The sequence below is a fragment of the Bacillus sp. FAU18 genome (genome assembly GCF_056033885.1).
Window position 1 is genome coordinate 1,496,421 of record NZ_JBVYHZ010000004.1, and the last position, 20,837, is coordinate 1,517,257.

The following is a 20,837-nucleotide window of genomic DNA, read 5'->3' on the forward strand; positions in this document are numbered from 1 at the left end:
TTCAGTGAACTTTGTCGAATTTTGTTTGTATTTGCTCTGTTATTGGCGGTTCGGAGGTATATGTATATGCTGATTGAACGAAACAAATACCTCACACACGCCTAATTGATTAAAAAGGGTTCCATACATTGATGAATAGACAGCATCCATTTTCTATAATGAATCAGAAAATGTTCCTTTAAATACTCACAGAACTCATGAGAGGGAAAAGAGAAAGAGACCAATTGATCAAACTCCGCAAAAATTTGGTCAAATGCTTTCACACAAATTTCAGCACACCGCGAATCCATAATGAAGAGAAGTGTTGAATGTGTTGAATCCAAATAAAAAAAGGCTTGGATCAGATCTTGGTAGATCCGATCCCCTTCTGTTTTTGATAAATTCTCTTCAGCCTCTATCAAATAACACAACCCTTCTTCAATGGTAAAAAGAAGATGATAATAAGCTGATAAAAGCGTATAATCTTCAATGCTCTTCAAGGCACTCACCTATTTACGCTTGTCATAATATGTGCCGTCAATCGTAATGTTGTTATAAGGATTTAAATACGTGGTATGCATCACACGTTTTCTTTTCATCTGCTGAAGTTCTGCTGCGATTGACTGCTTCAGTCGTTCCATTTCCTTCACAATAAGCTGATCCCATGTCAGCACTAGCTTCATCTGCTTTCGCTCTTCTTCTGAAAGCGGCAGAGATATCTCCTGAATCAGTTCAGACCGTTTAGCCACAAAGTCTTCAATTTGTTTTAAAAGCTCATCGCTTTCCGGCGTATTTTGTATGTGTGACAGCATACTCTTCGTCTCAGTGTATAGTTGATCTATGTTATTCATGCGATCCCGCCTGATCCGTGCCGGTCCTTCCGTTCACTTTGAATGGCTTGTTTCCAAGCATCGCGAAAATCTGTTACATAGCCTTCAACCTCAGCCAGCATGCCCGTATCATTTTTGATATTTGCCTGTACCAATCTTCGATACATATAATCGTACATCGCACCCATGGAAGCGGAAAGCTCTATGTTACGGTTAAGTGTAAAATTTAATTCCTGAATAATATTTTGCGCTTTAATCAGATTCTCATTTTTACGTTCCATATCATCATTCTCAATGGCCTGAGAGGCAAGTCTTATAAATTTTAAACAGCCATTATACAGCATAAGCGTCAGCTCCCCGGGTGTAGCCGTATTCACTGAATTTTGCTGATAGGCTGTATATGGATTTTGGATCGCCATGTGTCATCCTCCAAATTACATTTATTGTACAAGAAGCTGTGATAAATAGGACGCTTGTTCGTTCATTTTTTGAATCGCAGAATCCATTGCACTGAATTTTGAATAATAGCGGTTTTCTATTGTGGTCAACCGGTCCTGCATTTTGGTAATATTAGTGCTGATCGTGTTTAAATTTTTACCGATTGAATAATCATTGGTTCCCATTGTCGAGTTACCGGCTTTTGCTTCAATGCTTTTCACCGTACTTTTCAGGGTGTCACCGATGCGTTTCATAATCCCTTTATCACTATAGGCGCTGCTGTTCGACCCACTTGTAAATAAAGCGGCGACACTTTGCGGATCTTCTTGTATCTTAGCTTTCAGTTTGTCTTCATTAATCTCTAGATGTCCTCGCATTTGGTAAGCACCTGACGTTGTGATGCCAAATTCAGTTAATTGATAGGTTTTTCCATCCGCATTAACTTGAGAATAAAAATCAGTCCGCATTTGGTTCGTACCAGTGCTGATACTAGTATCATTTTTCAGCAAACCGCTTTTTGCCTTTTCCTCCCAGAGTTCTACCTCTTTATCGGTCATTGCTTCTTTTTGTTCACTCGTCAGCGGCGCATAGTCTCGGTATTTTTCTTCTTTCAGCTTTCCATTCAGGCTGTCAACCAGTTCATTGTATTTATCTACAAACTCTTTGATTTGGTTATAAATCCCGTCAACATCAGTAGATACAGATGTGGTAACAGGGCCTGTTGCTGCAGTTGTATTTTTAATTGTGTAGGTAACACCATTAACTGTAAAGTTGTTTGTCAGCTTCTCCATTTCAAAGCCGTTAATTGTGACTTTGGCATTTGTGCCTTCTTTGTAAGCAGTGAGCTTATTATCAGCATCCAAAGAAAAACCAAGCTGACCGGACATAAAGTCAGCTGTAGCAGAGTCTGCTGCCTGTATACTGCCTCCTGCACCTGTTGCTTTAGAAGAAAACGCAATTGTTTCTACGTACTCTGTACCATTCCAAATTTTATCTTTAAAAGCTGATACTCCTAGATCTGAGCTGTTAAGTTTAGAAATCACATTATCAATCGTATCGGCGCTCGTCACACTAATGTTCACTGTTTTTGCCGTTGTTTCGCCAGGCGCAACAACGTTAAATGCCAAATTGTAATCGCCTTGAGTGTATCCCGTATAATTGTTTGCCTTATACGTTGCTGCGGTTGCCAAGCTCGCCACTTCAACAGTAGAAGAAGAGTTTGCTGCACTTGCAGTTCCTGTAGCAGTTAAAACAGATTCGTTTGAACTTGTTACAGTTTTACTCTGAAACGTACTCGGATATGTCAGCTTATTATTAGACATATAATCTTGTAATTCTTTTATTTTTGAGTTTACTTCACGATAGCTGTCACGCTGCCATTCAAGAGTCTGCTTTTTTTGTGTCAGCTTATCAAGCGGCGCTCTTTCTGTCTGCATCAGCTTTGATACAATATCATCTATATCCATTCCTGACGCCAGACCTGTTATTCTTGTGACCATCTCAAACCACTCCTATTCTACTTTTTTTCATCTACAAATAACCCAAGAAATTCAGTCATAGCCGCATAAAAATCAAGCCACCGTTTTGGTGGAATTTCGCGGATCACTTCATTTGTAGAGTCCTCTATTACCTTTACATAGTATTCATTTAACTTGTCATGAAGCTCGAACTTCAGATGAACTTGCGAAGGTTCCAACAGCTTGTTCATTTCCCCCACCATTTCAGCAAGATTGGTATATGAAACTTGATGAACAGGAACCTCGTTATCATTATCTTTCTGATTATGTATTTGAGTATCATAACGATCCCAAACAGGTTGTAACGTAGTGAGCCTTTCAATGTTCAATTGATCATCCCCTATGCCCCAATCTATCGTTTATATCGACTAAATGGAGATAAGATTACACATATTTTTGGAAAAAAATCTTCTGTTTTAGATTTCTTGTTTGGAAATACATTTATAAAAAGTTAGTGGAGAATCCGGTTATTATATCATGAGTTAGTGACAGGATGAGGAATGATTCGGAGATAGAGATAGAAATATAAATTAAAAGACCCTGGCAACGCCAAGGTCTTTTTTAAAATTAACGTAACAATTGAAGTACGTTTTGCGGCTGTTGGTTTGCTTGAGCAAGCATCGCTTGAGAAGCCTGAGAAAGAATGTTGTTCTTTGTGAACTCGCTCATTTCTTTCGCCATGTCAACGTCACGGATACGAGACTCAGCAGCAGTTAAGTTTTCAGAAGAAGCACTAAGGTTGTTAATAGTGTGCTCTAGGCGGTTTTGTACCGCACCAAGTTTTGAACGTTGGCTTGAAACACTTGTAATTGCAGTATCGATTTTAGCGATCTCAGTGTCAAAACTAAAAGTAGCTGATGACACATCAATACCTTTTACTCCTAAAGTTGTCGCATCCATGTTGCCAATTGTAACATTAATATTTTGGGTAGCATTTGCACCGATTTGGAATGTAAAACCTGCTGTTACACTACCGTCTAGAAGTTTTTTTCCGTTAAATTCAGTACGTTGAGAAATACCATCGATCTCTTCAGTTAAAGCATCCATTTCATCTTTAATTGCAGTTAAATCTTCAGGTTGCTGTGTGCCAGTGTTACCAGCTTGAACAGTAAGTTCACGCATACGTTGAAGAATCGCATGAGTTTCAGTCAATGCACCCTCAGCTGTTTGGATAAGAGAGATTCCGTCTTGAGAGTTTTTAGAAGCCATATCAAGACCTCTGATTTGTCCTCTCATTTTTTCAGAGATCGCTAGACCCGCTGCGTCATCTCCCGCACGGTTGATACGTAGACCTGAAGAAAGTTTCTCCATGTTCTTTTGTGCTGCACCATTGTTTGAAGACAAACGGTTCAGTGTGTTAAGTGCTGCGATATTGTGGTTAATTCTCATTGTTTTGTTCCTCCCTGAATATGTTGTTTAGGCACGTCCTTGTGCCTTATTTTTGTAACTGGCGGAGTCATTTGCGCCTCCTTCCGGCTACATCATTAATATCGGATTGTCTCTGATTTTGTTAATACAAAAATAAAAAAATCCTCACTTTTTTTGTGAGGATAATGCGGAGATCACATCGCTGGATAACGCTGCTGCACGGTTATTTTCTTCCTGAATGGTCAAGTAAATTTCTTTCCTGTGAATATCAATATGCTTTGGGGCGTCAATTCCAAGCTTCACTTGATCCCCCTCAACCGCAATCACTTTTACTTCAATATCAGCACCTATTTGAATCGCTTCGTTTATTTTCCGCGATAAAACTAGCATGATTCTCCTCCAATCGGATGCTTTGTCGTATATGAGGAGTCGTGTAAAACGACTTGCTTAGCCATCATGTTCTTGCGATTCACAATAATGGGAGCCAATAAATTCGCAGTAGACTTTTCAAATGGCTCTGCCATAGTCAATATCGTCATGACTTCTACGTCTTGAATATTATCGATATCCAAAAGTTCAGCAGTTGATTCATCAAGGTCAAATTCATAATTCTTAAAAAAGATAAACGGACTTACGACGATGAATGCAAGATTTTCTGAAGTGACGGACTGCAGTGCCACGAATGGAGAGTCTTCTGAAAGCGGAAGTATGACAAATTGTTTTTCTTCTAAAAAGCCTGGAATCCCGCTTTCAAAAAGAATGATTTGCTCTTCTTTTATGTTCATTTGGCCATGGTACTTCGTATGAATGATCATTGTTCACGATCCTTTTCTTTTTACTTTTCGGGTGATTCTTTCGGGTATTCTACATCTATATTTAAATCAGGGTATTGGAGCATGTCAACCTTAACATTTCCTGGCGTATATTCAACAATTGGCTTATGCGGCTCAGCCTGAATAACAGGCTTTCGCGGCGTAATCTGAACATCAAGCTGTGACGGAGTATATTGTATTTTCACCCTAGATAGAGAAGGAGCATAATTTTCGCCTAATTGAATTTGGTGCATTTCAGAGTTCCTCCTTGCTTGTGAAGCGATTGGGTTCCCCTTATTTTCAATCCTCATAAGCTCGTCGCCTTCTTCTGCAGTGCGTGCTATTCCCTCCATTACATCCTCAAGCCCTTGTTGGGCGGCTTCTTCAATTCTCTTGAAAACATGCTTTCTGTCTAATTCTTCCCATGCTTGTGTCTGGTCAATCGTGAGTTTTCCAGGTGTCACCGATATTTCCATTTCCGCACTCGGCTGTTCGATCTCTAGATCTGCTTGAGGCTGCTCCATTTTTACGCTGGCAGGCGTCGTTGTTAAACCAATTTTTCCTTGAACACTATGCATAATCAATCTGGGAATCTGCATCACTCTACCTCCTGAACTATAAAAAAAGCGAACTCCTAAGAGCCGCTTACTTTAAAAAGTCAATCAATGTAGGCTGAACAATTTGCGCATTAACGGCCAGAGTAGCCCTGTGAACGCTTTGCTGCGCAATAAATTCAGTTATTACTTCTTCCAGTTCTACATCTTCATTGTCTGATAACACTTTGGTAGCTGTTTCTTCTTGCGCTGACAGTCTTGTATTAACCAGTTCAAGACGATTATATCTCGCTCCAAGATCAGATCGTTCAGCGCTCATGCCGTCAGAAAAATGATCAATATCATCTAAAACACTGTCCATGCCATCTAGCGAACCAGAATTTAGTGCTTTCTCAAAAGAATCAAGCATTTCAAATACATTCTGCCCGCTTTCAGAAGTGCCTCCAAAAGCTGAGATTGGATCTGAATTCACTTTCAATGACATATTATTTGATATATTGACTACGACATCAGCTGTATCAGAAATTGTATAAGTTCCGTCTCCGTTATCTGTAACCGGAGGCTTATCTGAATTTGTGCCATTAAAGATATATCTGCCGTTCACTTGTGTATTCGCAATATTTAAAAGCTGTTCCTTTAACTGCTTTACCTCTACGCCAATCGCTTGCCGCTCCGACTCGCCGTTTGTATCATTCTGAGCTTCAACCGCTAATTCTCTGACCTTTGACAAGATGTCAATTCCTTCTGTAATGTTTGTTTCTGTGTTTTCGAGCCAGGTAAAGGCTTGAGAAGCATTGCTTTTGTACTGCTGCACTTGAGACAGTTGCGTATTATACTTTAAGCTTTTCATTGCTACTACAGGATCGTCGGAAGCTTTTGAGATTTTTTTCCCTGAAGAAATCTGCGACTGGAGTTTATCCAGCTTCGAGTAGCTCGAACCGATATATCTCAGTGAGTTTTGCTGTATCATGCCTTGTGTTACTCTCATGTGACTCTACCTACCTTCCTCCAACACCCATGCCGTTGATCACTTTATCAAGTAATTCGTCTTGTAAAGTCACCATTCTTGCAGCTGCATTGTATGCGTGTTGGAATTGAATCATATTCGTCATTTCTTCGTCTAAAGAAACTGCGCTCATTTGCTGACGGTTTATGTCAGCATCATTTAGCTGTGTTTCTGTATTAGACGCCAGTCGATTAGCCTCTTGAGCTTCGATCCCTAGCTCGCCAATCAGACCCGCATAATAATCTAAAACACTAGTTTCTTTACCGTTAATGGTTATTTTACCGGTTAAAACATTTGCTAATTTTGTAGCATTTGCGTTATCGTTGGCTGCACCAGTCAGTGAGAAAGCAATGTTTGCGCCTTTTGAATCTATTATGCTGTCAGCCACTTTGATCTTGCCCGCCGCGCCCTTGGCAGGTTCAGTTTCACCGCCAGTAAAATCAAAAAAGTCTCCGCCTTGTTCACCGCTCTTGGTCACACCATTTCTGTGCACTTCATTGAAAGCTTTCGCGAATTCAAGCGCCATATTGTCAAGATCAGAAAGCATTTCCGGGTATACGCCCTTTTCTTGGCCATCTGCTGTTATATACCCGTAAGACTCTATAAATCCTAAAAGGGATCCCTTGCTGCTGAAGGACTCCGCCTGCACAGCTGTATCTCCGATTGAAATACTTGATACTAACCCAGTTTCATTATCATAGTTGGCTGCAAGTTCTGAAACCTCGTAATTTTTACCGTCCAAAACAGTTCCTAGCGACTGTTTATTCTTATCAAGGATTTCAATTGATACAGTTCCTTCAGCAGATGCAAGTGCATTCCCGCCTGATTTGTTGTAGCTGACTTTGATATCAACCATTGAGGATAATTTATCGATCAGCAAATCTCGCTGGTCATATAAACCATTCGGAAGAAGCCCGACCGGCTCTACTTGTGCAATTTGCTTATTTAAACTGTTTAATTGAGAAAGCAGAGAATTGACATCCAACACAGTTGTATTTAGCTCTGCTTTTAAATTCGATTGGACATTTGTAAGTGATTCAGAAATATAATTAAACGTTTCAGCTACAGCTTGTCCTTTTCGAGCAACAACAGAACGTGCACTTTCTTCATTTGTATTATTCGATAATTCCTGCAGAGAATTCCAAAACGAATTGAGCACACTGTTCAAGCCGCTGTCATCCGCTTCATTTAAAACGCCTTCCATTTGGGACAGAGCTTTGGCCTTCGTGTCATAGTATCCGGCACTGTTGTTTTGAAGACGGTATTGGTAGTCAAGAAAGATATCTCTTATTCTCTCAACTGATTTTCCTTGAACGCCCGTACCCATTTGTCCCGCTGTTTTTTCTGCGTTTTTAGATACAGCAGGGAAATAGTCAGTTGCCTCCAATGAGACCCGCTGTCTTGTATAACCATCAGTATTGGCATTTGCCACGTTATTTGCAGTAGTGCTTAACGCTGCCTGCTGAGCGCTTAACGCCCGCCTTGCAGTTTCAAGCCCCATAAAGGTAGATGTCATTTTCTGAATTCCTTTCTGCTAAGCTTTTGAATCAAACAGTTTCATTTGGCTGCTTTTCGGCAGCTCAGCTTTAATTGATTTACTGTAATTGAAGTTATTTTCCTTAGGAACCAGCATATCGTACGAAATAGAGATGAATTGCAGCGCGTCTCTTGTCAGCTGCCTATTCATCTCATTTACTTTTTTCAGACGTCCGAGAACTTGAGAAAGAGATTCGTATAGTTGTTCCAGCTCTTCCTTTTCACTGCCTGAGGTTTTGGCGATACATGCGGAAATAGTATTATTTTCGCTATATCCGAGAAAGGCCGAAGTTGTTTTGATCCGGTCATCTTCTGTCTGCGTAATCGCTTGAATATATTTTTGCTCTTTTGTCAAAATGTTAGAAAGCTCTTTTGTTTTGCCGGCTTTGAGCGCTTCCGTCTTTTCTTCAGACAGCGTGAGCAGGTGCTCATGCAGAACGCAAAGTCGCTTCAATTGTTCAATAATTGCCTTCGCTGACATGGGCTTTCTCCTTTTTTATTGCTTTTTATAAAAATTAATCATATTTTTCGCGATATGATTTGCGTCTACTTTGTATGACCCGTTTTCAATTTGCGCTTTAAGCTGCGCAATTTTTTCCTGTCGTGAACCAGCGACTGCGTCGGATGCATGTTGCATTTCTTTAGCCTGTGATGAAATTTCAATTTTATCTTGAGGCTGTGCAGCAGTTTTTTGAACCGCTTGCTTATCATAATTTTTTTGATATGGATTAACGGATTGTGTTCCAAATTGATTGATTTTCATAGGATTCCTCTCGCTTTCCGTTGCAGTCTTTAAACAATCTTAACCCTTTTATCGACTGCGTTTTCAGTTAGTTTAGGGAATCAGCTGTTTTTGGTATTATAGGCATAGTATGTGTCTTTTTTACTATTTTCTTTCTCGATTTTCAAAGTATCCTCGTGGTTCAAATGATCCATTTGATCCTTAATATCGGACTGGCAAGCCTTGCAGAACTTGCCTTCTCTAATCGATGTCCCGCACCTTTCACAAGGGTATGCCAAATTAGGAAGATGAGTGATCTGAATTCGCTTCTGCCTGATGAATTTCAATATCAGCTCTTCTTCCACACCTGTTTCCTCAGTTATCCGGCTCAAAGTTGATTGCCGATTTTCCTGTTTTCTTAAAAATTTATAGACAGTCTCAAATGATTTTTCTTCTTCCTTAATACACGCCTGACATACGGTTTGCAGCTTTGTTTTTAAAAATAAAGCATTGCATTTCGGACAATTCGCCAGTTCTCCCATCTTTTTTCTCCTTATTAGATAATATGCCTTTGTCAATTTCTAGTGATTATATCGGCATAAAAACAGAATCATTTAGCTTCTGATCAAGGTAAAAGATGCCACTGAAGCGGCTTTTCCTTTTTCTAATAAGCAGCGGGCTGCGAAGTGCAAGGTGGCGCCTGTTGTATAAAGATCGTCTATTAAAATGATATTCATACCTTCTGCTGAATTATTTTTTGTATCAAAAATGCGCTCTGACAGCAGGCGTTCTGTTTTCTTTTTCTTTGACTGTTTCTCATTATTCAGGCGAATGAGGGGATGGTGGGAAGGCCGGTCTAAACATTCTGCCAAGAGCTGTGCCTGGTTAAATCCGCGCTCTTCTTCCCGTTCCTTGCTCAGCGGAATAGGTACAAGAACAAAATGCTTATCGGGGTAAACCTTAGAAAAGGTTGAAGAAAAATCACTTTTAAATGCATTTATGATTTCTGCATCTCCTCTAAATTTAAAACGGGAGAGCGTTTCTTTCATCATATCATTATATGTGTAAACTGAACGGTTTTGACGCAATAGCAAACTGTCTCTGATCCTTGTTCTCCACACCTCGCAATCCCTGCATACGGCATGAACAGATTGAGGTCTGCCGCACAGGGGGCAGATATGTCCTGTGATTTTCTTTAATTTGCTTCTGCAAGAATAACAAACCTTTTCATCAGGCTTTAATAAAAAAAGGGCTCTCCATGTAACATCTTGAGAAAATTGCGAATCACATAATAAACAGATCAGTTTATGAATGCCTCCTCCTGCTTCGTTTGACATAAATCGCTTGGACTCTCTGAAACTACAGCAGCAGATTCAGCCAAAATGACAAGCATTGCTGTGTTTTTTTGTTTATCTACCAGCTCAGCTTTCGTATATGCGATCTTTTTAAGATCAGTAACGTAGGATGGACTCACTTTGTTTAAAGAAAGTGCCAATACATCGTTTTGGCATACTTGGCAAGTACAGGCCATATGAAGCTGGTCCATATATCGGTCGAGCAGTTCTTTCATTACGATTTCTTTTGAATTGACAAGCATTTTTACAGCTCCTCATCATCGGTTATATGAGTATACTGTACCACGTTTTCAAATAATGGCTAGTCTGTACATTCAACTTTTGCTGCCAATTCATTCATTTCTTTTATATGCTTTCTTGCATCGAGCATACTCTTTGTTTTGCCGAAGTGAAAGAAAATGACATCGCCGTCCGCATATTCTTTATGCCGGCCGGTTCTTCCTGCAATTTGAACAAGTGCGCTTTCCGTAAAGATAGGCGATTCCGCTCCTAGTACACCCGTTTGCACCTTGGGGACTGTGACGCCTCTTTCCAGTATTGTTGTAGTGATTAATAGATCGAGCTGACCATCTCTGAATTGCTGCACTTTCTCCTTTCTATGCTTGTCTTCCGCGTGCACAGATGCGGTTCGGCAATGAACACCTTTAAAGCACGCAGCAGCCTTTTCCAGAATAGAAACGGAAGGAACGAATAAAAAAACAGACCTCCCTTCTTTTACATGAAACTCTATCCATCTTTTCACCGCTGGCGGAATTTTATTTCGGTTTAATTTCTTCTTCCAGTTTCCACACCATACAAAGCGCGGTTCGGGTAAAGGTTTCCGGTGGTGTCTTGCGGGGATGCGAACTGAATGTAACTGTCCGTTCAGTGCTTTTCTTTTTAATTCTTTAGGAGGTGTTGCACTTAAATAAACGAGGGTGCTGTTTTTCTTTCTTGCTTTTTGAACAGCGAATTGAAGGGTTTGATCAGCAGAATATGGAAAAGCGTCAACTTCATCAATGATCATAACATCGATTGCATCTTTATATCGCAAAAGCTGATGCGTAGTGGAAATCATAAGCGGAGATAGCCGCCCTTTGTCATCGCTTCCTCCGTAAAGCGCTGAAATGTCAGCACCCTGAAAGGCAGCCTTGAGTCTTGGAGCAAGCTCTAATACAACATCGGTGCGAGGTGTTGCAATACATACACGCAGTCCTTGATTTAACGCTGATTCAATACCAGGAAACAGCATTTCTGTTTTGCCAGCGCCGCAAACCGCCCAGATGAGGAGCTCTTCTTTTTTTGATATTGCTTCAATTAATACATTGGCGGCTTTTTGTTGTCCGCTTGAAAGCTTGCCATCCCATGTCAGTTTAATTGACTTCCAGTTTGGTTCATTTTCCTCTTCCCATGAATATAAAGGAACCTCCTCACTCACTCTGCCCATCATGACACAGGAACGGCAATACAGCTTATTCTTTCCAGATGAGTGATAAAAAGAAAAATACCGCTGATCAGTTTGGCCGCACCTATTACATCTATATCCCCGTTTATTTATGGATATAGAATTTTCAGCAGTGATATATCCATTCTTGATATGCCATTCAATCATCTCATCGGAAAATGAGAGTTCAGTCCTGAGCAAATGACGGCTCCGAAGCGTCTGCTGCAATTCTTTTGAAAAGGAACTGTTTTTTTCAACTGGCACATTCACATAGCACGCCTCCTTTCGAGACAGTATGCCTGAATGAATATTTTCTGTCCAACTATTAAAATAAGAATATAAAAAATCTCCGCTCTAAAAAACGGAGATTTTACATTATTTAAAACACCAGCAAATTCCTAACGCACCTTCACCCAAATGAGTGCCGATTACCGCGCCAAAATAGCTGTTATAAAATTCAACATGAGGATATTTTGCAGAAAGCTCTTCAATGATTTTCGCTGCTTCTTCCTCTCGATTAGCGTGGATAACAGCAGCTCGCATAGGCAACCCTTTACTCGCATCTTCGTCTAAAAGCTCATAAATACGCGAAATTGCTTTTTTACGTGTGCGAATCTTCTCAAAAGGCACAATTACCTTATTGTCAAAATGAAGGATAGGCTTTACCTTTAGAAGACTACCAATGAAGGCTTGGGCGCTGCTTAATCGCCCGCCGCGCTGAAGATGAGCTAAGTCATCTACCATAAAATAAGCTCGAACTGTTTTTTTCATTTCTTCCAGTTCTTTTATAATATCTTCCGGCGATGATGCTCCGTTTTTGATTAATTCAGCAGCTTTAAGGGCATAAAAGCCTTGAGCCAAGCAGCTGATCTCTGAGTCAAATGGATACACATCAATATTGTCGACCATCGAATCAGCCGCTGCTGCACTGCTGAATGTTCCGCTGATCCCGCTGGAAAGATGGATACTGATAACCGCATCATAAGACTTGCCAAGCTCTTCATACAACGCAACCAGCTCGCCGATTGGCGGCTGAGAAGTCGTCGGGAGCTCATTATGTTTTTTCACTTCTTCGTAAAAGCTTTTCCAGTCCAACTCAATTTCTTCACGGTAAGTCTCCTCCCCAAAAACAACCTGGAGAGGGATCATATGTATCTGATGTTGTTCACGCATTTCTTTCGGAATATATGCCGTGCTGTCTGTTACGACTGCAATATTCATAGCTTCGATACCTGCCTTATTGCTTTATAACTCTATTGTAAGGGAAACGGCAGCCTAAAAAAAGACCTGCCTAGAAAAAGGCAAGTCTCCTATTATACTATCTCATTTCTACCCAACCATTTTTAATGGCGACCACAACGGCTTGCGTCCGGTCGTTTACATTCATTTTTTGTAAAATATTGCTGACATGGTTTTTAACGGTTTTCTCACTGATAAACAATGATTCGCCAATTCCGCGGTTGCTTTTTCCGTCTGCAAGCATCTGCAGCACTTCACATTCCCGCCTAGTTAAAATATGTAATGGTCTGCGGATTTCAGGGTAAACCTCATGTTGAGGGTGTGCAGAAACTCCGCTTGTTGCAAGGCGGCGGAATTCGTTAACGAGGTTGTGAGTAACCTTCGGATGGAGGTAAGATCCGCCCTCAGCCACTACTTTAACCGCTTCAATTAATGTATCAGCATCCATCTCTTTCAGCAGATAACCTCTTGCACCTGTTTTCAGGGCATGTGTTACATAATTTTCGTCATCGTGAATTGAAAGAATAATTACTTTAGATTCAGGATACAGCTCTACAAGCTGTTTTGTAGCTTCCACACCATTTACGTTTGGCATATTGATATCCATGATCACAACATCAGGATGATAGTGCTCAACAATACGAGCCGCTTCGTCTCCGTCATCACCTTCGGCTACCACTTCAAAGGTAGGTTCAAAATCCAATATCCGTTTAACACCTTCACGAAATAACTGATGGTCGTCGATAATAACAATGTTTACTTTAGTCACAAGCCACGCCTCCTTGTATTATTGTTCTATATACTCTAGCATTCGGTCAATATGCCTTTTGGCTCTATTTTACAAATCATAGTCAAAGAGATAACGGAACCTTAATCATAATAAATGTCCCAAGACCTATTTTCGAATCTATTGTCATCGTTCCTTCCAATAAATCTACTCTTTCTTTCATGCCCAGCAAGCCGAATGATTTGTTTTTCTTCTCTTTCGCTTCCTTCAGGTCGAACCCTTTACCGTTATCTTTTATCATTAAAATCACAAAATCCTTTGTGATCTCAACTTTGACTGTAATTTCTTCAGATTCAGAATGCTTTAGCGCATTAGACACAGCTTCCTGTGCGAGCCTGAAGAGCGCAACCTCAAACTGAGGCGCTAGCCTCTGATCCTCTGTTTCTCCAATGCACTGAAAATGTATTTTGACCTTCCCGTTATATTCCTCGGTTGTATATAGATATTTTCTTAAAGTTGGAATCAGGCCTAGGTCATCAAGGGCCATCGGTCTTAAATCATATATAATCCTTCTCACTTCGTAAAGGGCATTCCGAACATTTTGGCGTAGATTTTTAATTTCTTGGAATCCGTCCTCTGCGCCCCGGTCACGGAAAATCCGCTCGATTAATTCCGATCTCATCATAACATTCGCCAGCATTTGAGCGGGTCCGTCATGGATTTCTCTTGAGACTCTTTTTCGCTCTTCTTCCTGCGCCTCAATAATTCTTAAGCCGAAATCCTGTTTTGCCTGAGCATCAGCAAGAAGCAGTCCAACTTCGCGCAAATCCTGATTCAAGTAGTTGAGCACAACTGTAATTTGGCTTACTAATGATTCTGACCGCTCAATGATTTCCTGAAGCCCTAGCAATCTGCGCTCCAAATCGTCCCGCCGTTCGCGCAATTGCTTCTCACGCTGCTGGATCATCGTCAATTCTACCTGCAGCTTATGGGCTTTTTCATAAGCATTGCGGATCTCCTCTTCACTGAATCTATGAAAATTACGGCTGACCTCGGATAAACGGTTTCTCGCATGGCGGGTTTGCACTTCAAGTTTATCGCCAAGCTCGATCACTTCATACACCTGCTGTTTAATTTGTTTCAGTTCTTCGACCAGCTGTTCATACTGCTGGCGTGACTGCTCCCCAATTTGAAAAACCTCGTCCTTGCTCCCGTCAACGGTTTTCAGCATCTTCATCAAAATAGAATCCAGCACTTTGGAATCCATCTTTGTTTTATTCATAATTTCCCTCCGTCACGGCGTTGTCATATATTTTTATTATAAATGTAATTGATCTGCAAATTATGTCGAATTATAATGAAAGAATGCGTATATTCTAGAAAAAAACATTTTTATATACTATCTACTCTTTATGATACCAAAATACGCACAAAAATTCTAAAGACTGTACGAATTTGTATAGGCAGTCTTTTATGCTTAGCAGGAGGGTCAGCTAGCATGCTGCACAGCTATTTTACTGTGAAAGAAGCAGGAGAACACGAGATTGTTATAGAAAAATCGCGTTTTATCTGTCATTTAAGCCGTGTTTCTACCGAACAAGAGGCACAGGAATTTATACAGAAAATAAAGAAACAGCACTGGAATGCGACTCATAATTGCTCGGCTTATGTTATTGGCGAGAATGATCATATCCAAAAAGCCAATGATGACGGGGAACCAAGCGGTACAGCGGGAGTGCCGATGCTTGAGGTTTTAAAAAAACGCAGGCTGAAAGATACTTGCGCCGTCGTTACACGCTACTTCGGAGGCATTAAGCTTGGTGCTGGCGGATTAATTCGCGCTTATGGGAAATCAGTGTCTGAAGGATTAAATCATATAGGTGTTGTAGAACGGAAGCTTATGCGAATCATGCATACTTCTGCAGATTACACATGGCTTGGCAAGATTGAAAATGAATTAAGGGAGTCACAATTTCTGTTAAAGGAAATCCATTATTCAGAAAATGTTGAATTCGAAACATACGTCGAAGAAAAAGAAACAAACGCTTTTTCTGAATGGATGACAGAACTGACAAATGGAAAGAGTGATATTAAAGAGGGAGAGTTGACGTATCTTGAAAAAGCCGTCAATCACATAAAGGAGACTGAATAATGGCTGAACGCGTTAGAGTGCGTGTGCGAAAAAAGAAAAAGAGCAAACGCAGGAAAATTTTAAAAAGAATTATGTTATTGTTCGCCCTTGCACTATTGGTAGTTGTAGGGCTTGGCGGGTATAAACTTTATAAAACCATTAACGCTGCGGATGAATCGTACGATGCCCTATCCCGCGGGAATAAATCAAATCTTCGCAACGAAGTTGTAGACATGAAGAAAAAACCGTTTTCTATTTTATTTATGGGAATAGAGGATTACGCGACTAAAGGACAAAAAGGGAGATCAGACTCTCTTATTGTTGTTACCCTGGATCCCAAAAATAAAACCATGAAAATGCTGAGCATTCCGCGTGACACACGTGTGCAATTAGCTGGTGACACAACGGGAAGCAAGACGAAGATCAATGCCGCTTACAGCAAAGGCGGTAAAGATGAAACAGTTGAAACTGTTGAAAACTTCCTGCAAATCCCGATTGATAAATATGTCACAGTTGATTTTGACGGATTTAAAGATGTGATTAATGAAGTCGGCGGTATTGATGTAGACGTGCCTTTCGATTTCGATGAAAAAAGTGATGTAGACGAAAGCAAACGGATTTACTTCAAAAAAGGCGAGATGCATTTAAACGGCGAAGAAGCCTTGGCATATGCCCGGATGAGAAAACAGGATAAACGCGGAGACTTTGGCCGTAATGACAGACAAAAACAAATCTTAAACGCGCTGATTGACCGAATGTCAAGTGCAAGCAACATTGCTAAAATTGATAAAATCGCAGAAAAAGCCAGCGAAAACGTTGAAACCAATATTCGCATTACTGAAGGTTTAGCGCTTCAGCAGATTTACAGCGGCTTTACCAGCAAAAAAATCGACACATTGAGTATTACAGGTTCTGATTTGTATTTAGGGCCTAACAACACATATTACTTTGAACCTGATGCTACAAATCTCGAGAAAGTCAGAAAAACGCTTCAAGAGCATTTAGATTATACTCCTGATACAAGCACTGGCACTTCCGGTACCGGAAATGCAACAGACGGGACTGACAGCTCAAGCAGTTCTGACAGCACTGGCACAACAACTGATGGGACGACGAGCGGAAGCAGCTATTCGAATGACAGCAGCACAAGCTCAAACAACAGTACAACGAATTCAACAACTGATTCATCCTATTAAAAAATGCCCGGTCCTTTTAGAGGATCGGGCATTTTTGCGCAGAAAAAAACTCCGGCACATAAGCCGGAATTTTTAATTCCTTTTCACCAGCCGTTTATAAAACTTTGTAAACGGCTTAAATTTTTCATTCACGAGTCCTGTCACTTCTGCTATGATTTGCATAAAAATAATTAAAATGAAGATAATAAACAAAGAAAGCCAAATTGTGGCACTTTTAAGTACAATCGCACTGATACTGAAAATAAATCCAATCAAATAAATAACTAAGACCGACATCCGATGTGAAAGGCCAAAGGCCATCAGTCTATGGTGAATATGCGACTTATCAGGCGCTGAAATCGGCTGTTTGTTTAATATTCTCCTGATGATAGCAAATGTTGTATCAAAAATCGGTACGCCTAATATAATAATCGGGATAACGATACTGAACAATGTGACACTTTTATACAGGCCTAATAATGAAAGAATCGAAATACTATACCCTAAAAAAAGTGATCCCGTATCTCCCATAAAGATTTTTGCCGGGTGGAAGTTGTAAAACAAAAACCCCAGCGTGCTGGCAATAACGACTAATGAGAGTGACAGAATGAGCACTTTTCCGCCGGATAGCGCCATGACAGCGATCGTGGACAGGCCGATAACAGAAAGACCGGCAGCAAGGCCATCCAATCCATCAATCAGGTTAATTGCGTTCGTGATGCCGACAATCCATAATACCGTCAGCGGATAAGCCATCCACCCTAACTCAAACCGTTCTGTTAAAAAAGGTACTGAGAAAAAATCCATTTTTAAGCCAGTGCTTACAATCATAATGGCTACACCTAATTGAATCAAAAACTTAACTTTTGCACTTAATTGATATTTATCGTCAAGAATACCTAACACAATAATGATGAATGCTCCGACTGTAATTGCCGTCATCCTTGTTTCTGTGTAAATACCGGATGCAAGCACGCCTGCAACCACCCCGATAAATATGGCCAGCCCGCCCATGCGGGGCATGATTTTGTCATGTACTTTTCGATTGCTGGGCTGGTCAACTGCACCTATTTTAATCGCAATCCTTTTTACGATTGGGGTTATGATTAAAACTGTCAGCAGCGAGACAATAAACGCAACAACAATGCGAATCATGCGTTCGTCAAGCATAAAGAAGTCTCCTTTGGAATTAAATGAAGTCTTTATTTATATAGAGAACCGTTCCTTCCATTATACCTTCTCCTTAGTTATTATAACAAGCTTCATCAAAAAGAAACACGTATAATCAAAAAACGCGCATCCCAATTTATAGGACTACGCATGTTTTTGAATCCCTGTATATTTCATAATTTGTCTAAATAAGCAATTCCAATCTTGTGTGCGAGCGATGTTTCGGCGCATTTCTTTATAGGTTTCGTCTCCGTTTTGTTCGAGAACTTTTTCACAAGCTGCTATAAAATCAATTGGATGATCACCTTCTACATATTCGTATACATACGGCTTTTGCATTTTTGAGGTTGACGGAAGATTAGAGCCGACGACAGGTTTTCCTGCCGCTAAAAATTCAAATAGTTTCAGCGGAAATACAGCTTGATTATACGATGATTTTTTATAAGGCATGATGCCAATGTCGATAAGCTCCATAAAATGCGGAACTTCTTTCGGATCTGCCGGGCCGGTCCATATGACATTTGGAAGCCTCAGCAGCTCTTGAAACGAAACGTCACCATTGGTGGCATCCGGGCCAACCCATAAAAATGTCCAATCAGGCTTTTGCAGGGCGGCTTCTTCAATCATTTTAAAATCGAGCTTCGGTTTAATTCCGCCGATAAAACCTAACACTGTTCCTTCTCTCCCCTGCAGTATACTGCGATCGGGAGCTTGTTTATTTGCAGAAAACAGCTCATACTCCACTCCGTTTTCCACAGTATGAACCTTCTCTCGTCCTGCAGTCAGTTTTTTGTCTACTTCCTTGTGAAGATAATCTGATGAACAGGTTATTGAATCTGCTCGTTGTATAATTCTCAGCTCTGCCGATTTAATGACTTTTCGCCGGAATTCAGACAGCAGATTTGATCGGCCGCTAATCGGCGCCGCCCATAAGTCACTGCAGTCATAAATGACCTGATCCCAAGGATACAGCGAAGACAGCAGCGGGAATCCGGGAAACGTGTACCATAAACAGCAGCGTTCACCGTTTGCAGAAGCTAATGTAAGCTCATCGAGTAATGGGGAGAGCTTATGTCTGTAAAAGACATCTGTATATCGTCCGAAACGAAACATTTTTTTCTGCAGCAGGTCTTTGACAGCGAATTGCCTGATGCCAGAATGGACTTCCTGAAACTCTTTCCCTTGGGCACGCGAAGCCGGACATACCCAAATAACTTCCTTCGTTTCCTCCTGAGCAGCTAAAAATTCTGCCAGCCGGTGCCTTCTGTATCTCAATTGGTCTTTTCCCCATTCAGCAGTGGCAACGATGACATGAATGATTGCTTCTTTTGTTTCCACCTTCATCACCTATTCTCTCTGTTTGCGGCTATAATCTTTTTTTTACCGCGTTTTTTGCATATTGAACAAAACACCATGTTGCTTTCATAAAATGAAGCCGTTCGATCTCCCTGTAGACAAACCACGTTTTTTTCGCAGCCTTCCATTTGTTGCTGGAAATTGAGTTATTGACAAGCCGATATTCAGCCAGGCATTCATTCATTCCATAGGCAGTAAATCCTTTTTTTAAAAGAGACAGCCATGTGGCTAAGTCCTGTCTCGTTCTGATATTCGGCATTTGGATCTGTCCCGTTTGCTCCCTGTCAATCATCACCGTCAAGCAGCCGATAATTGTATTTTTCAGGGCGTCATCGTACGTCAGGCTTTCCGGCGCATGAATAAATTTATCGAGTGGGGTCCCGTCCTGCGCCATTAAGCTGTAGCCCGTGAAAGAAAACGCACAGGAGCGCTCCATCATAAACTCAAGCTGCTTTTCCAGTTTGTCTTTTTTCCATTTGTCATCACTGTCCAAAAATGCTACGTAGCGCCCTTGAGCGCGTTCCAACGCTTTGTTGCGAGCAACCGCAGCTCCGGAGTTCTCTTCCAAATACACCACATGAATTCTTTCGTCTATTTTTTCATACTGCTGTAAAATGTCGCGGGTCCCATCCGTTGAGCAATCATCCACGATAATCATTTCCCAATGAGGATGGCTCTGATCTAATACCGAATGAACCGTGTCTTCAATATAGTCACGCGCATTATAGGAAGGTGTAATGACAGATACGAGAGGTTTCCAATTGGTCATGATCACATCTCCATCGTATGATTTTAAAAGGATTCTCTGAAAAATTCAGGAATGACAACGAACATAAAGGCAATCGTAAGGCCAATCATAACGCCGAGAACTGCTTTCTTTTTCGGAGACATTCCGCCGCCTGCTGTCTCACTTACGGTTTCGGAATCAGTAACACTTGCCGCTTTCAGGTTAAGCTGTGTGTTTTTGAGCTCATACAAAAATCTCTCTTTATCCACTTTGGAATCCTCGCTCACAGACTCGCCTTCAAGCGCGTCTATGCTGCTGCGGATGACGGCTTCTCTTTCTGCATACAGCTTTTGATCGTTTTTGAGAAAGGTGGAGGATATGGCGTTTAAGACAGATTCCGTTCTATCCTTATCCTCGTCGCTATAGCTTAAAGTCAGTAACGATTTGGATTCCGTTTTGATGGTAAGCTTCTCTTTGATTTCTGCTACATCTTCATCCTTTTCATCAGGAAGCGCCTCCTTCAAAAAAGAGTCGCTCTTTAGCAGAAGCGGAATCTCTTCTGTGCTGTTATAAATCGGATGATCATAGCTCCCCACAGCCAAAGTATCTTCAGCTGTATAGCTCTTTTGATCAGCGATCTGTGACGGCAGGATATACCCCGCCGCACCTAATATAATTGGCACCGCTATGATCCAAATGATATTTTTTTTTATGCGACGGGCTATTCTTATCAATATATCGTTCATATAAGTCTCCCTGCTTTTTGTAGTCTG

At 40.9% G+C, this 20,837-nt stretch carries 26 protein-coding genes; 2 read left to right on the forward strand and 24 right to left on the reverse strand.

Translation table 11 applies throughout. The features are described 5' to 3' along the window. Positions 1 to 101: 101 nt before the first annotated feature. From AC0OMU_RS18815 to degS, 20 genes are all read right to left on the reverse strand, one after another. Entirely contained in the window at positions 102 to 479 is a 378-nt protein-coding gene (locus AC0OMU_RS18815) for a DUF8042 domain-containing protein (RefSeq protein WP_003244377.1), read from the reverse strand. A gap of 9 nt (positions 480 to 488) precedes the next feature. Then, positions 489 to 830 carry a flagella biosynthesis regulatory protein FliT gene (gene fliT / locus AC0OMU_RS18820; protein WP_014481040.1) on the reverse strand — a complete coding sequence of 114 codons (342 nt, stop codon included), beginning with the start codon at positions 828 to 830 and terminating at the stop codon, positions 489 to 491. Continuing rightward, on the reverse strand, positions 827 to 1,228 hold the full coding sequence (gene fliS / locus AC0OMU_RS18825; protein WP_014481041.1) for a flagellar export chaperone FliS: 402 nt from the start codon (positions 1,226 to 1,228) through the stop codon (positions 827 to 829). The genes fliT and fliS overlap by 4 nt, the downstream gene beginning before the upstream one ends. 21 nt (positions 1,229 to 1,249) lie before the next feature. Continuing rightward, complete coding sequence (locus AC0OMU_RS18830; protein WP_015384779.1) at positions 1,250 to 2,746, reverse strand: flagellar hook-associated protein 2; 1,497 nt, start codon at positions 2,744 to 2,746, stop codon at positions 1,250 to 1,252. Between the two features lie 17 nt (positions 2,747 to 2,763). After that, complete coding sequence (flaG, locus tag AC0OMU_RS18835; protein WP_009968250.1) at positions 2,764 to 3,093, reverse strand: flagellar protein FlaG; 330 nt, start codon at positions 3,091 to 3,093, stop codon at positions 2,764 to 2,766. Positions 3,094 to 3,331: 238 nt separating this feature from the next. Beyond that, positions 3,332 to 4,153 carry a flagellin Hag gene (hag, locus tag AC0OMU_RS18840; RefSeq protein WP_029725988.1) on the reverse strand — a complete coding sequence of 274 codons (822 nt, stop codon included), beginning with the start codon at positions 4,151 to 4,153 and terminating at the stop codon, positions 3,332 to 3,334. 144 nt (positions 4,154 to 4,297) lie between these two features. Further along, entirely contained in the window at positions 4,298 to 4,522 is a 225-nt protein-coding gene (csrA, locus tag AC0OMU_RS18845) for a carbon storage regulator CsrA (RefSeq protein ID WP_003219727.1), read from the reverse strand. After that, positions 4,516 to 4,947: a flagellar assembly protein FliW gene (fliW, locus tag AC0OMU_RS18850; RefSeq protein ID WP_003228007.1), complete on the reverse strand. Its 432-nt coding sequence runs from the start codon at positions 4,945 to 4,947 to the stop codon at positions 4,516 to 4,518. The genes csrA and fliW overlap by 7 nt, the downstream gene beginning before the upstream one ends. A gap of 20 nt (positions 4,948 to 4,967) precedes the next feature. Further along, positions 4,968 to 5,543 carry a DUF6470 family protein gene (locus tag AC0OMU_RS18855; RefSeq protein WP_474241414.1) on the reverse strand — a complete coding sequence of 192 codons (576 nt, stop codon included), beginning with the start codon at positions 5,541 to 5,543 and terminating at the stop codon, positions 4,968 to 4,970. A 46-nt stretch (positions 5,544 to 5,589) separates the two neighbouring features. Next, on the reverse strand, positions 5,590 to 6,486 hold the full coding sequence (gene flgL, locus AC0OMU_RS18860; protein ID WP_100505885.1) for a flagellar hook-associated protein FlgL: 897 nt from the start codon (positions 6,484 to 6,486) through the stop codon (positions 5,590 to 5,592). 10 nt (positions 6,487 to 6,496) lie between these two features. Then, positions 6,497 to 8,020 carry a flagellar hook-associated protein FlgK gene (gene flgK, locus AC0OMU_RS18865; RefSeq protein ID WP_015384782.1) on the reverse strand — a complete coding sequence of 508 codons (1,524 nt, stop codon included), beginning with the start codon at positions 8,018 to 8,020 and terminating at the stop codon, positions 6,497 to 6,499. 18 nt (positions 8,021 to 8,038) lie between these two features. Then, on the reverse strand, positions 8,039 to 8,521 hold the full coding sequence (gene flgN / locus AC0OMU_RS18870; protein ID WP_014481048.1) for a flagellar protein FlgN: 483 nt from the start codon (positions 8,519 to 8,521) through the stop codon (positions 8,039 to 8,041). A 15-nt stretch (positions 8,522 to 8,536) separates the two neighbouring features. Then, positions 8,537 to 8,803, reverse strand: coding sequence for a flagellar biosynthesis anti-sigma factor FlgM (gene flgM / locus AC0OMU_RS18875; RefSeq protein WP_015384783.1), 267 nt, complete (start codon positions 8,801 to 8,803; stop codon positions 8,537 to 8,539). An 80-nt stretch (positions 8,804 to 8,883) separates the two neighbouring features. Further along, positions 8,884 to 9,303, reverse strand: a complete 420-nt coding sequence (locus tag AC0OMU_RS18880) for a TIGR03826 family flagellar region protein (RefSeq protein WP_268553282.1) — start codon at positions 9,301 to 9,303, stop codon at positions 8,884 to 8,886. Between the two features lie 72 nt (positions 9,304 to 9,375). Further along, positions 9,376 to 10,098 (reverse strand): comF operon protein ComFC, encoded by a 723-nt coding sequence (gene comFC / locus AC0OMU_RS18885; protein WP_024572693.1) that lies wholly within the window; start codon positions 10,096 to 10,098, stop codon positions 9,376 to 9,378. Then, positions 10,062 to 10,358 (reverse strand): late competence protein ComFB, encoded by a 297-nt coding sequence (gene comFB, locus AC0OMU_RS18890; RefSeq protein WP_015483764.1) that lies wholly within the window; start codon positions 10,356 to 10,358, stop codon positions 10,062 to 10,064. Before comFB ends, comFC begins: the two co-directional genes overlap by 37 nt. Positions 10,359 to 10,417: 59 nt before the next feature. Then, positions 10,418 to 11,809: an ATP-dependent helicase ComFA gene (gene comFA, locus AC0OMU_RS18895; RefSeq protein WP_474222313.1), complete on the reverse strand. Its 1,392-nt coding sequence runs from the start codon at positions 11,807 to 11,809 to the stop codon at positions 10,418 to 10,420. Between the two features lie 105 nt (positions 11,810 to 11,914). Further along, entirely contained in the window at positions 11,915 to 12,760 is an 846-nt protein-coding gene (locus tag AC0OMU_RS18900; protein ID WP_003227986.1) for a DegV family protein, read from the reverse strand. Positions 12,761 to 12,857: 97 nt separating this feature from the next. Continuing rightward, complete coding sequence (degU, locus tag AC0OMU_RS18905; RefSeq protein WP_003219701.1) at positions 12,858 to 13,547, reverse strand: two-component system response regulator DegU; 690 nt, start codon at positions 13,545 to 13,547, stop codon at positions 12,858 to 12,860. Positions 13,548 to 13,629: 82 nt separating this feature from the next. After that, on the reverse strand, positions 13,630 to 14,787 hold the full coding sequence (gene degS, locus AC0OMU_RS18910) for a two-component sensor histidine kinase DegS (protein WP_003227983.1): 1,158 nt from the start codon (positions 14,785 to 14,787) through the stop codon (positions 13,630 to 13,632). Between the two features lie 216 nt (positions 14,788 to 15,003). Here degS and AC0OMU_RS18915 point away from each other — a divergent pair, with 216 nt between their 5' ends. Together AC0OMU_RS18915 and tagV are read left to right on the forward strand one after the other, a co-directional pair. Further along, positions 15,004 to 15,657, forward strand: a complete 654-nt coding sequence (locus AC0OMU_RS18915) for a YigZ family protein (RefSeq protein WP_003227979.1) — start codon at positions 15,004 to 15,006, stop codon at positions 15,655 to 15,657. Then, positions 15,657 to 16,832, forward strand: a complete 1,176-nt coding sequence (gene tagV, locus AC0OMU_RS18920) for a polyisoprenyl-teichoic acid--peptidoglycan teichoic acid transferase TagV (protein ID WP_047183275.1) — start codon at positions 15,657 to 15,659, stop codon at positions 16,830 to 16,832. The genes AC0OMU_RS18915 and tagV overlap by 1 nt, the downstream gene beginning before the upstream one ends. Positions 16,833 to 16,904: 72 nt before the next feature. On the opposite strand, the gene AC0OMU_RS18925 is transcribed toward tagV, so the two are convergent. The 4 genes from AC0OMU_RS18925 to tuaF all read right to left on the reverse strand — a co-directional run bounded on the left by AC0OMU_RS18925 (position 16,905) and on the right by tuaF (position 20,810). Further along, positions 16,905 to 17,981, reverse strand: a complete 1,077-nt coding sequence (locus AC0OMU_RS18925) for an MraY family glycosyltransferase (protein WP_003227975.1) — start codon at positions 17,979 to 17,981, stop codon at positions 16,905 to 16,907. 144 nt (positions 17,982 to 18,125) lie between these two features. After that, positions 18,126 to 19,319, reverse strand: coding sequence for a teichuronic acid biosynthesis protein TuaH (tuaH, locus tag AC0OMU_RS18930; protein WP_181220389.1), 1,194 nt, complete (start codon positions 19,317 to 19,319; stop codon positions 18,126 to 18,128). Between the two features lie 28 nt (positions 19,320 to 19,347). Next, positions 19,348 to 20,106 carry a teichuronic acid biosynthesis protein TuaG gene (gene tuaG, locus AC0OMU_RS18935; RefSeq protein WP_003242619.1) on the reverse strand — a complete coding sequence of 253 codons (759 nt, stop codon included), beginning with the start codon at positions 20,104 to 20,106 and terminating at the stop codon, positions 19,348 to 19,350. 23 nt (positions 20,107 to 20,129) lie between these two features. After that, on the reverse strand, positions 20,130 to 20,810 hold the full coding sequence (gene tuaF / locus AC0OMU_RS18940) for a teichuronic acid biosynthesis protein TuaF (protein WP_181220203.1): 681 nt from the start codon (positions 20,808 to 20,810) through the stop codon (positions 20,130 to 20,132). Between the last annotated feature and the right edge of the window lie 27 nt (positions 20,811 to 20,837).

Coding starts and splice junctions, on each gene's coding strand:
- fliT (WP_014481040.1), bottom strand. CDS start 830: ATGAATAACATAGATCAACTATACACTGAGACGAAGAGTATGCTGTCA.
- fliS (WP_014481041.1), bottom strand. CDS start 1,228: ATGGCGATCCAAAATCCATATACAGCCTATCAGCAAAATTCAGTGAAT.
- AC0OMU_RS18830 (WP_015384779.1), bottom strand. CDS start 2,746: ATGGTCACAAGAATAACAGGTCTGGCGTCAGGAATGGATATAGATGAT.
- hag (WP_029725988.1), bottom strand. CDS start 4,153: ATGAGAATTAACCACAATATCGCAGCACTTAACACACTGAACCGTTTG.
- csrA (WP_003219727.1), bottom strand. CDS start 4,522: ATGCTAGTTTTATCGCGGAAAATAAACGAAGCGATTCAAATAGGTGCT.
- fliW (WP_003228007.1), bottom strand. CDS start 4,947: ATGATCATTCATACGAAGTACCATGGCCAAATGAACATAAAAGAAGAG.
- AC0OMU_RS18855 (WP_474241414.1), bottom strand. CDS start 5,543: ATGCAGATTCCCAGATTGATTATGCATAGTGTTCAAGGAAAAATTGGT.
- flgL (WP_100505885.1), bottom strand. CDS start 6,486: ATGAGAGTAACACAAGGCATGATACAGCAAAACTCACTGAGATATATC.
- flgK (WP_015384782.1), bottom strand. CDS start 8,020: ATGACATCTACCTTTATGGGGCTTGAAACTGCAAGGCGGGCGTTAAGC.
- flgN (WP_014481048.1), bottom strand. CDS start 8,521: ATGTCAGCGAAGGCAATTATTGAACAATTGAAGCGACTTTGCGTTCTG.
- flgM (WP_015384783.1), bottom strand. CDS start 8,803: ATGAAAATCAATCAATTTGGAACACAATCCGTTAATCCATATCAAAAA.
- AC0OMU_RS18880 (WP_268553282.1), bottom strand. CDS start 9,303: ATGGGAGAACTGGCGAATTGTCCGAAATGCAATGCTTTATTTTTAAAA.
- comFC (WP_024572693.1), bottom strand. CDS start 10,098: ATGTCAAACGAAGCAGGAGGAGGCATTCATAAACTGATCTGTTTATTA.
- comFB (WP_015483764.1), bottom strand. CDS start 10,358: ATGCTTGTCAATTCAAAAGAAATCGTAATGAAAGAACTGCTCGACCGA.
- AC0OMU_RS18900 (WP_003227986.1), bottom strand. CDS start 12,760: ATGAATATTGCAGTCGTAACAGACAGCACGGCATATATTCCGAAAGAA.
- degS (WP_003227983.1), bottom strand. CDS start 14,787: ATGAATAAAACAAAGATGGATTCCAAAGTGCTGGATTCTATTTTGATG.
- AC0OMU_RS18915 (WP_003227979.1), top strand. CDS start 15,004: ATGCTGCACAGCTATTTTACTGTGAAAGAAGCAGGAGAACACGAGATT.
- tagV (WP_047183275.1), top strand. CDS start 15,657: ATGGCTGAACGCGTTAGAGTGCGTGTGCGAAAAAAGAAAAAGAGCAAA.
- AC0OMU_RS18925 (WP_003227975.1), bottom strand. CDS start 17,981: ATGCTTGACGAACGCATGATTCGCATTGTTGTTGCGTTTATTGTCTCG.
- tuaG (WP_003242619.1), bottom strand. CDS start 20,106: ATGACCAATTGGAAACCTCTCGTATCTGTCATTACACCTTCCTATAAT.
- tuaF (WP_181220203.1), bottom strand. CDS start 20,810: ATGAACGATATATTGATAAGAATAGCCCGTCGCATAAAAAAAAATATC.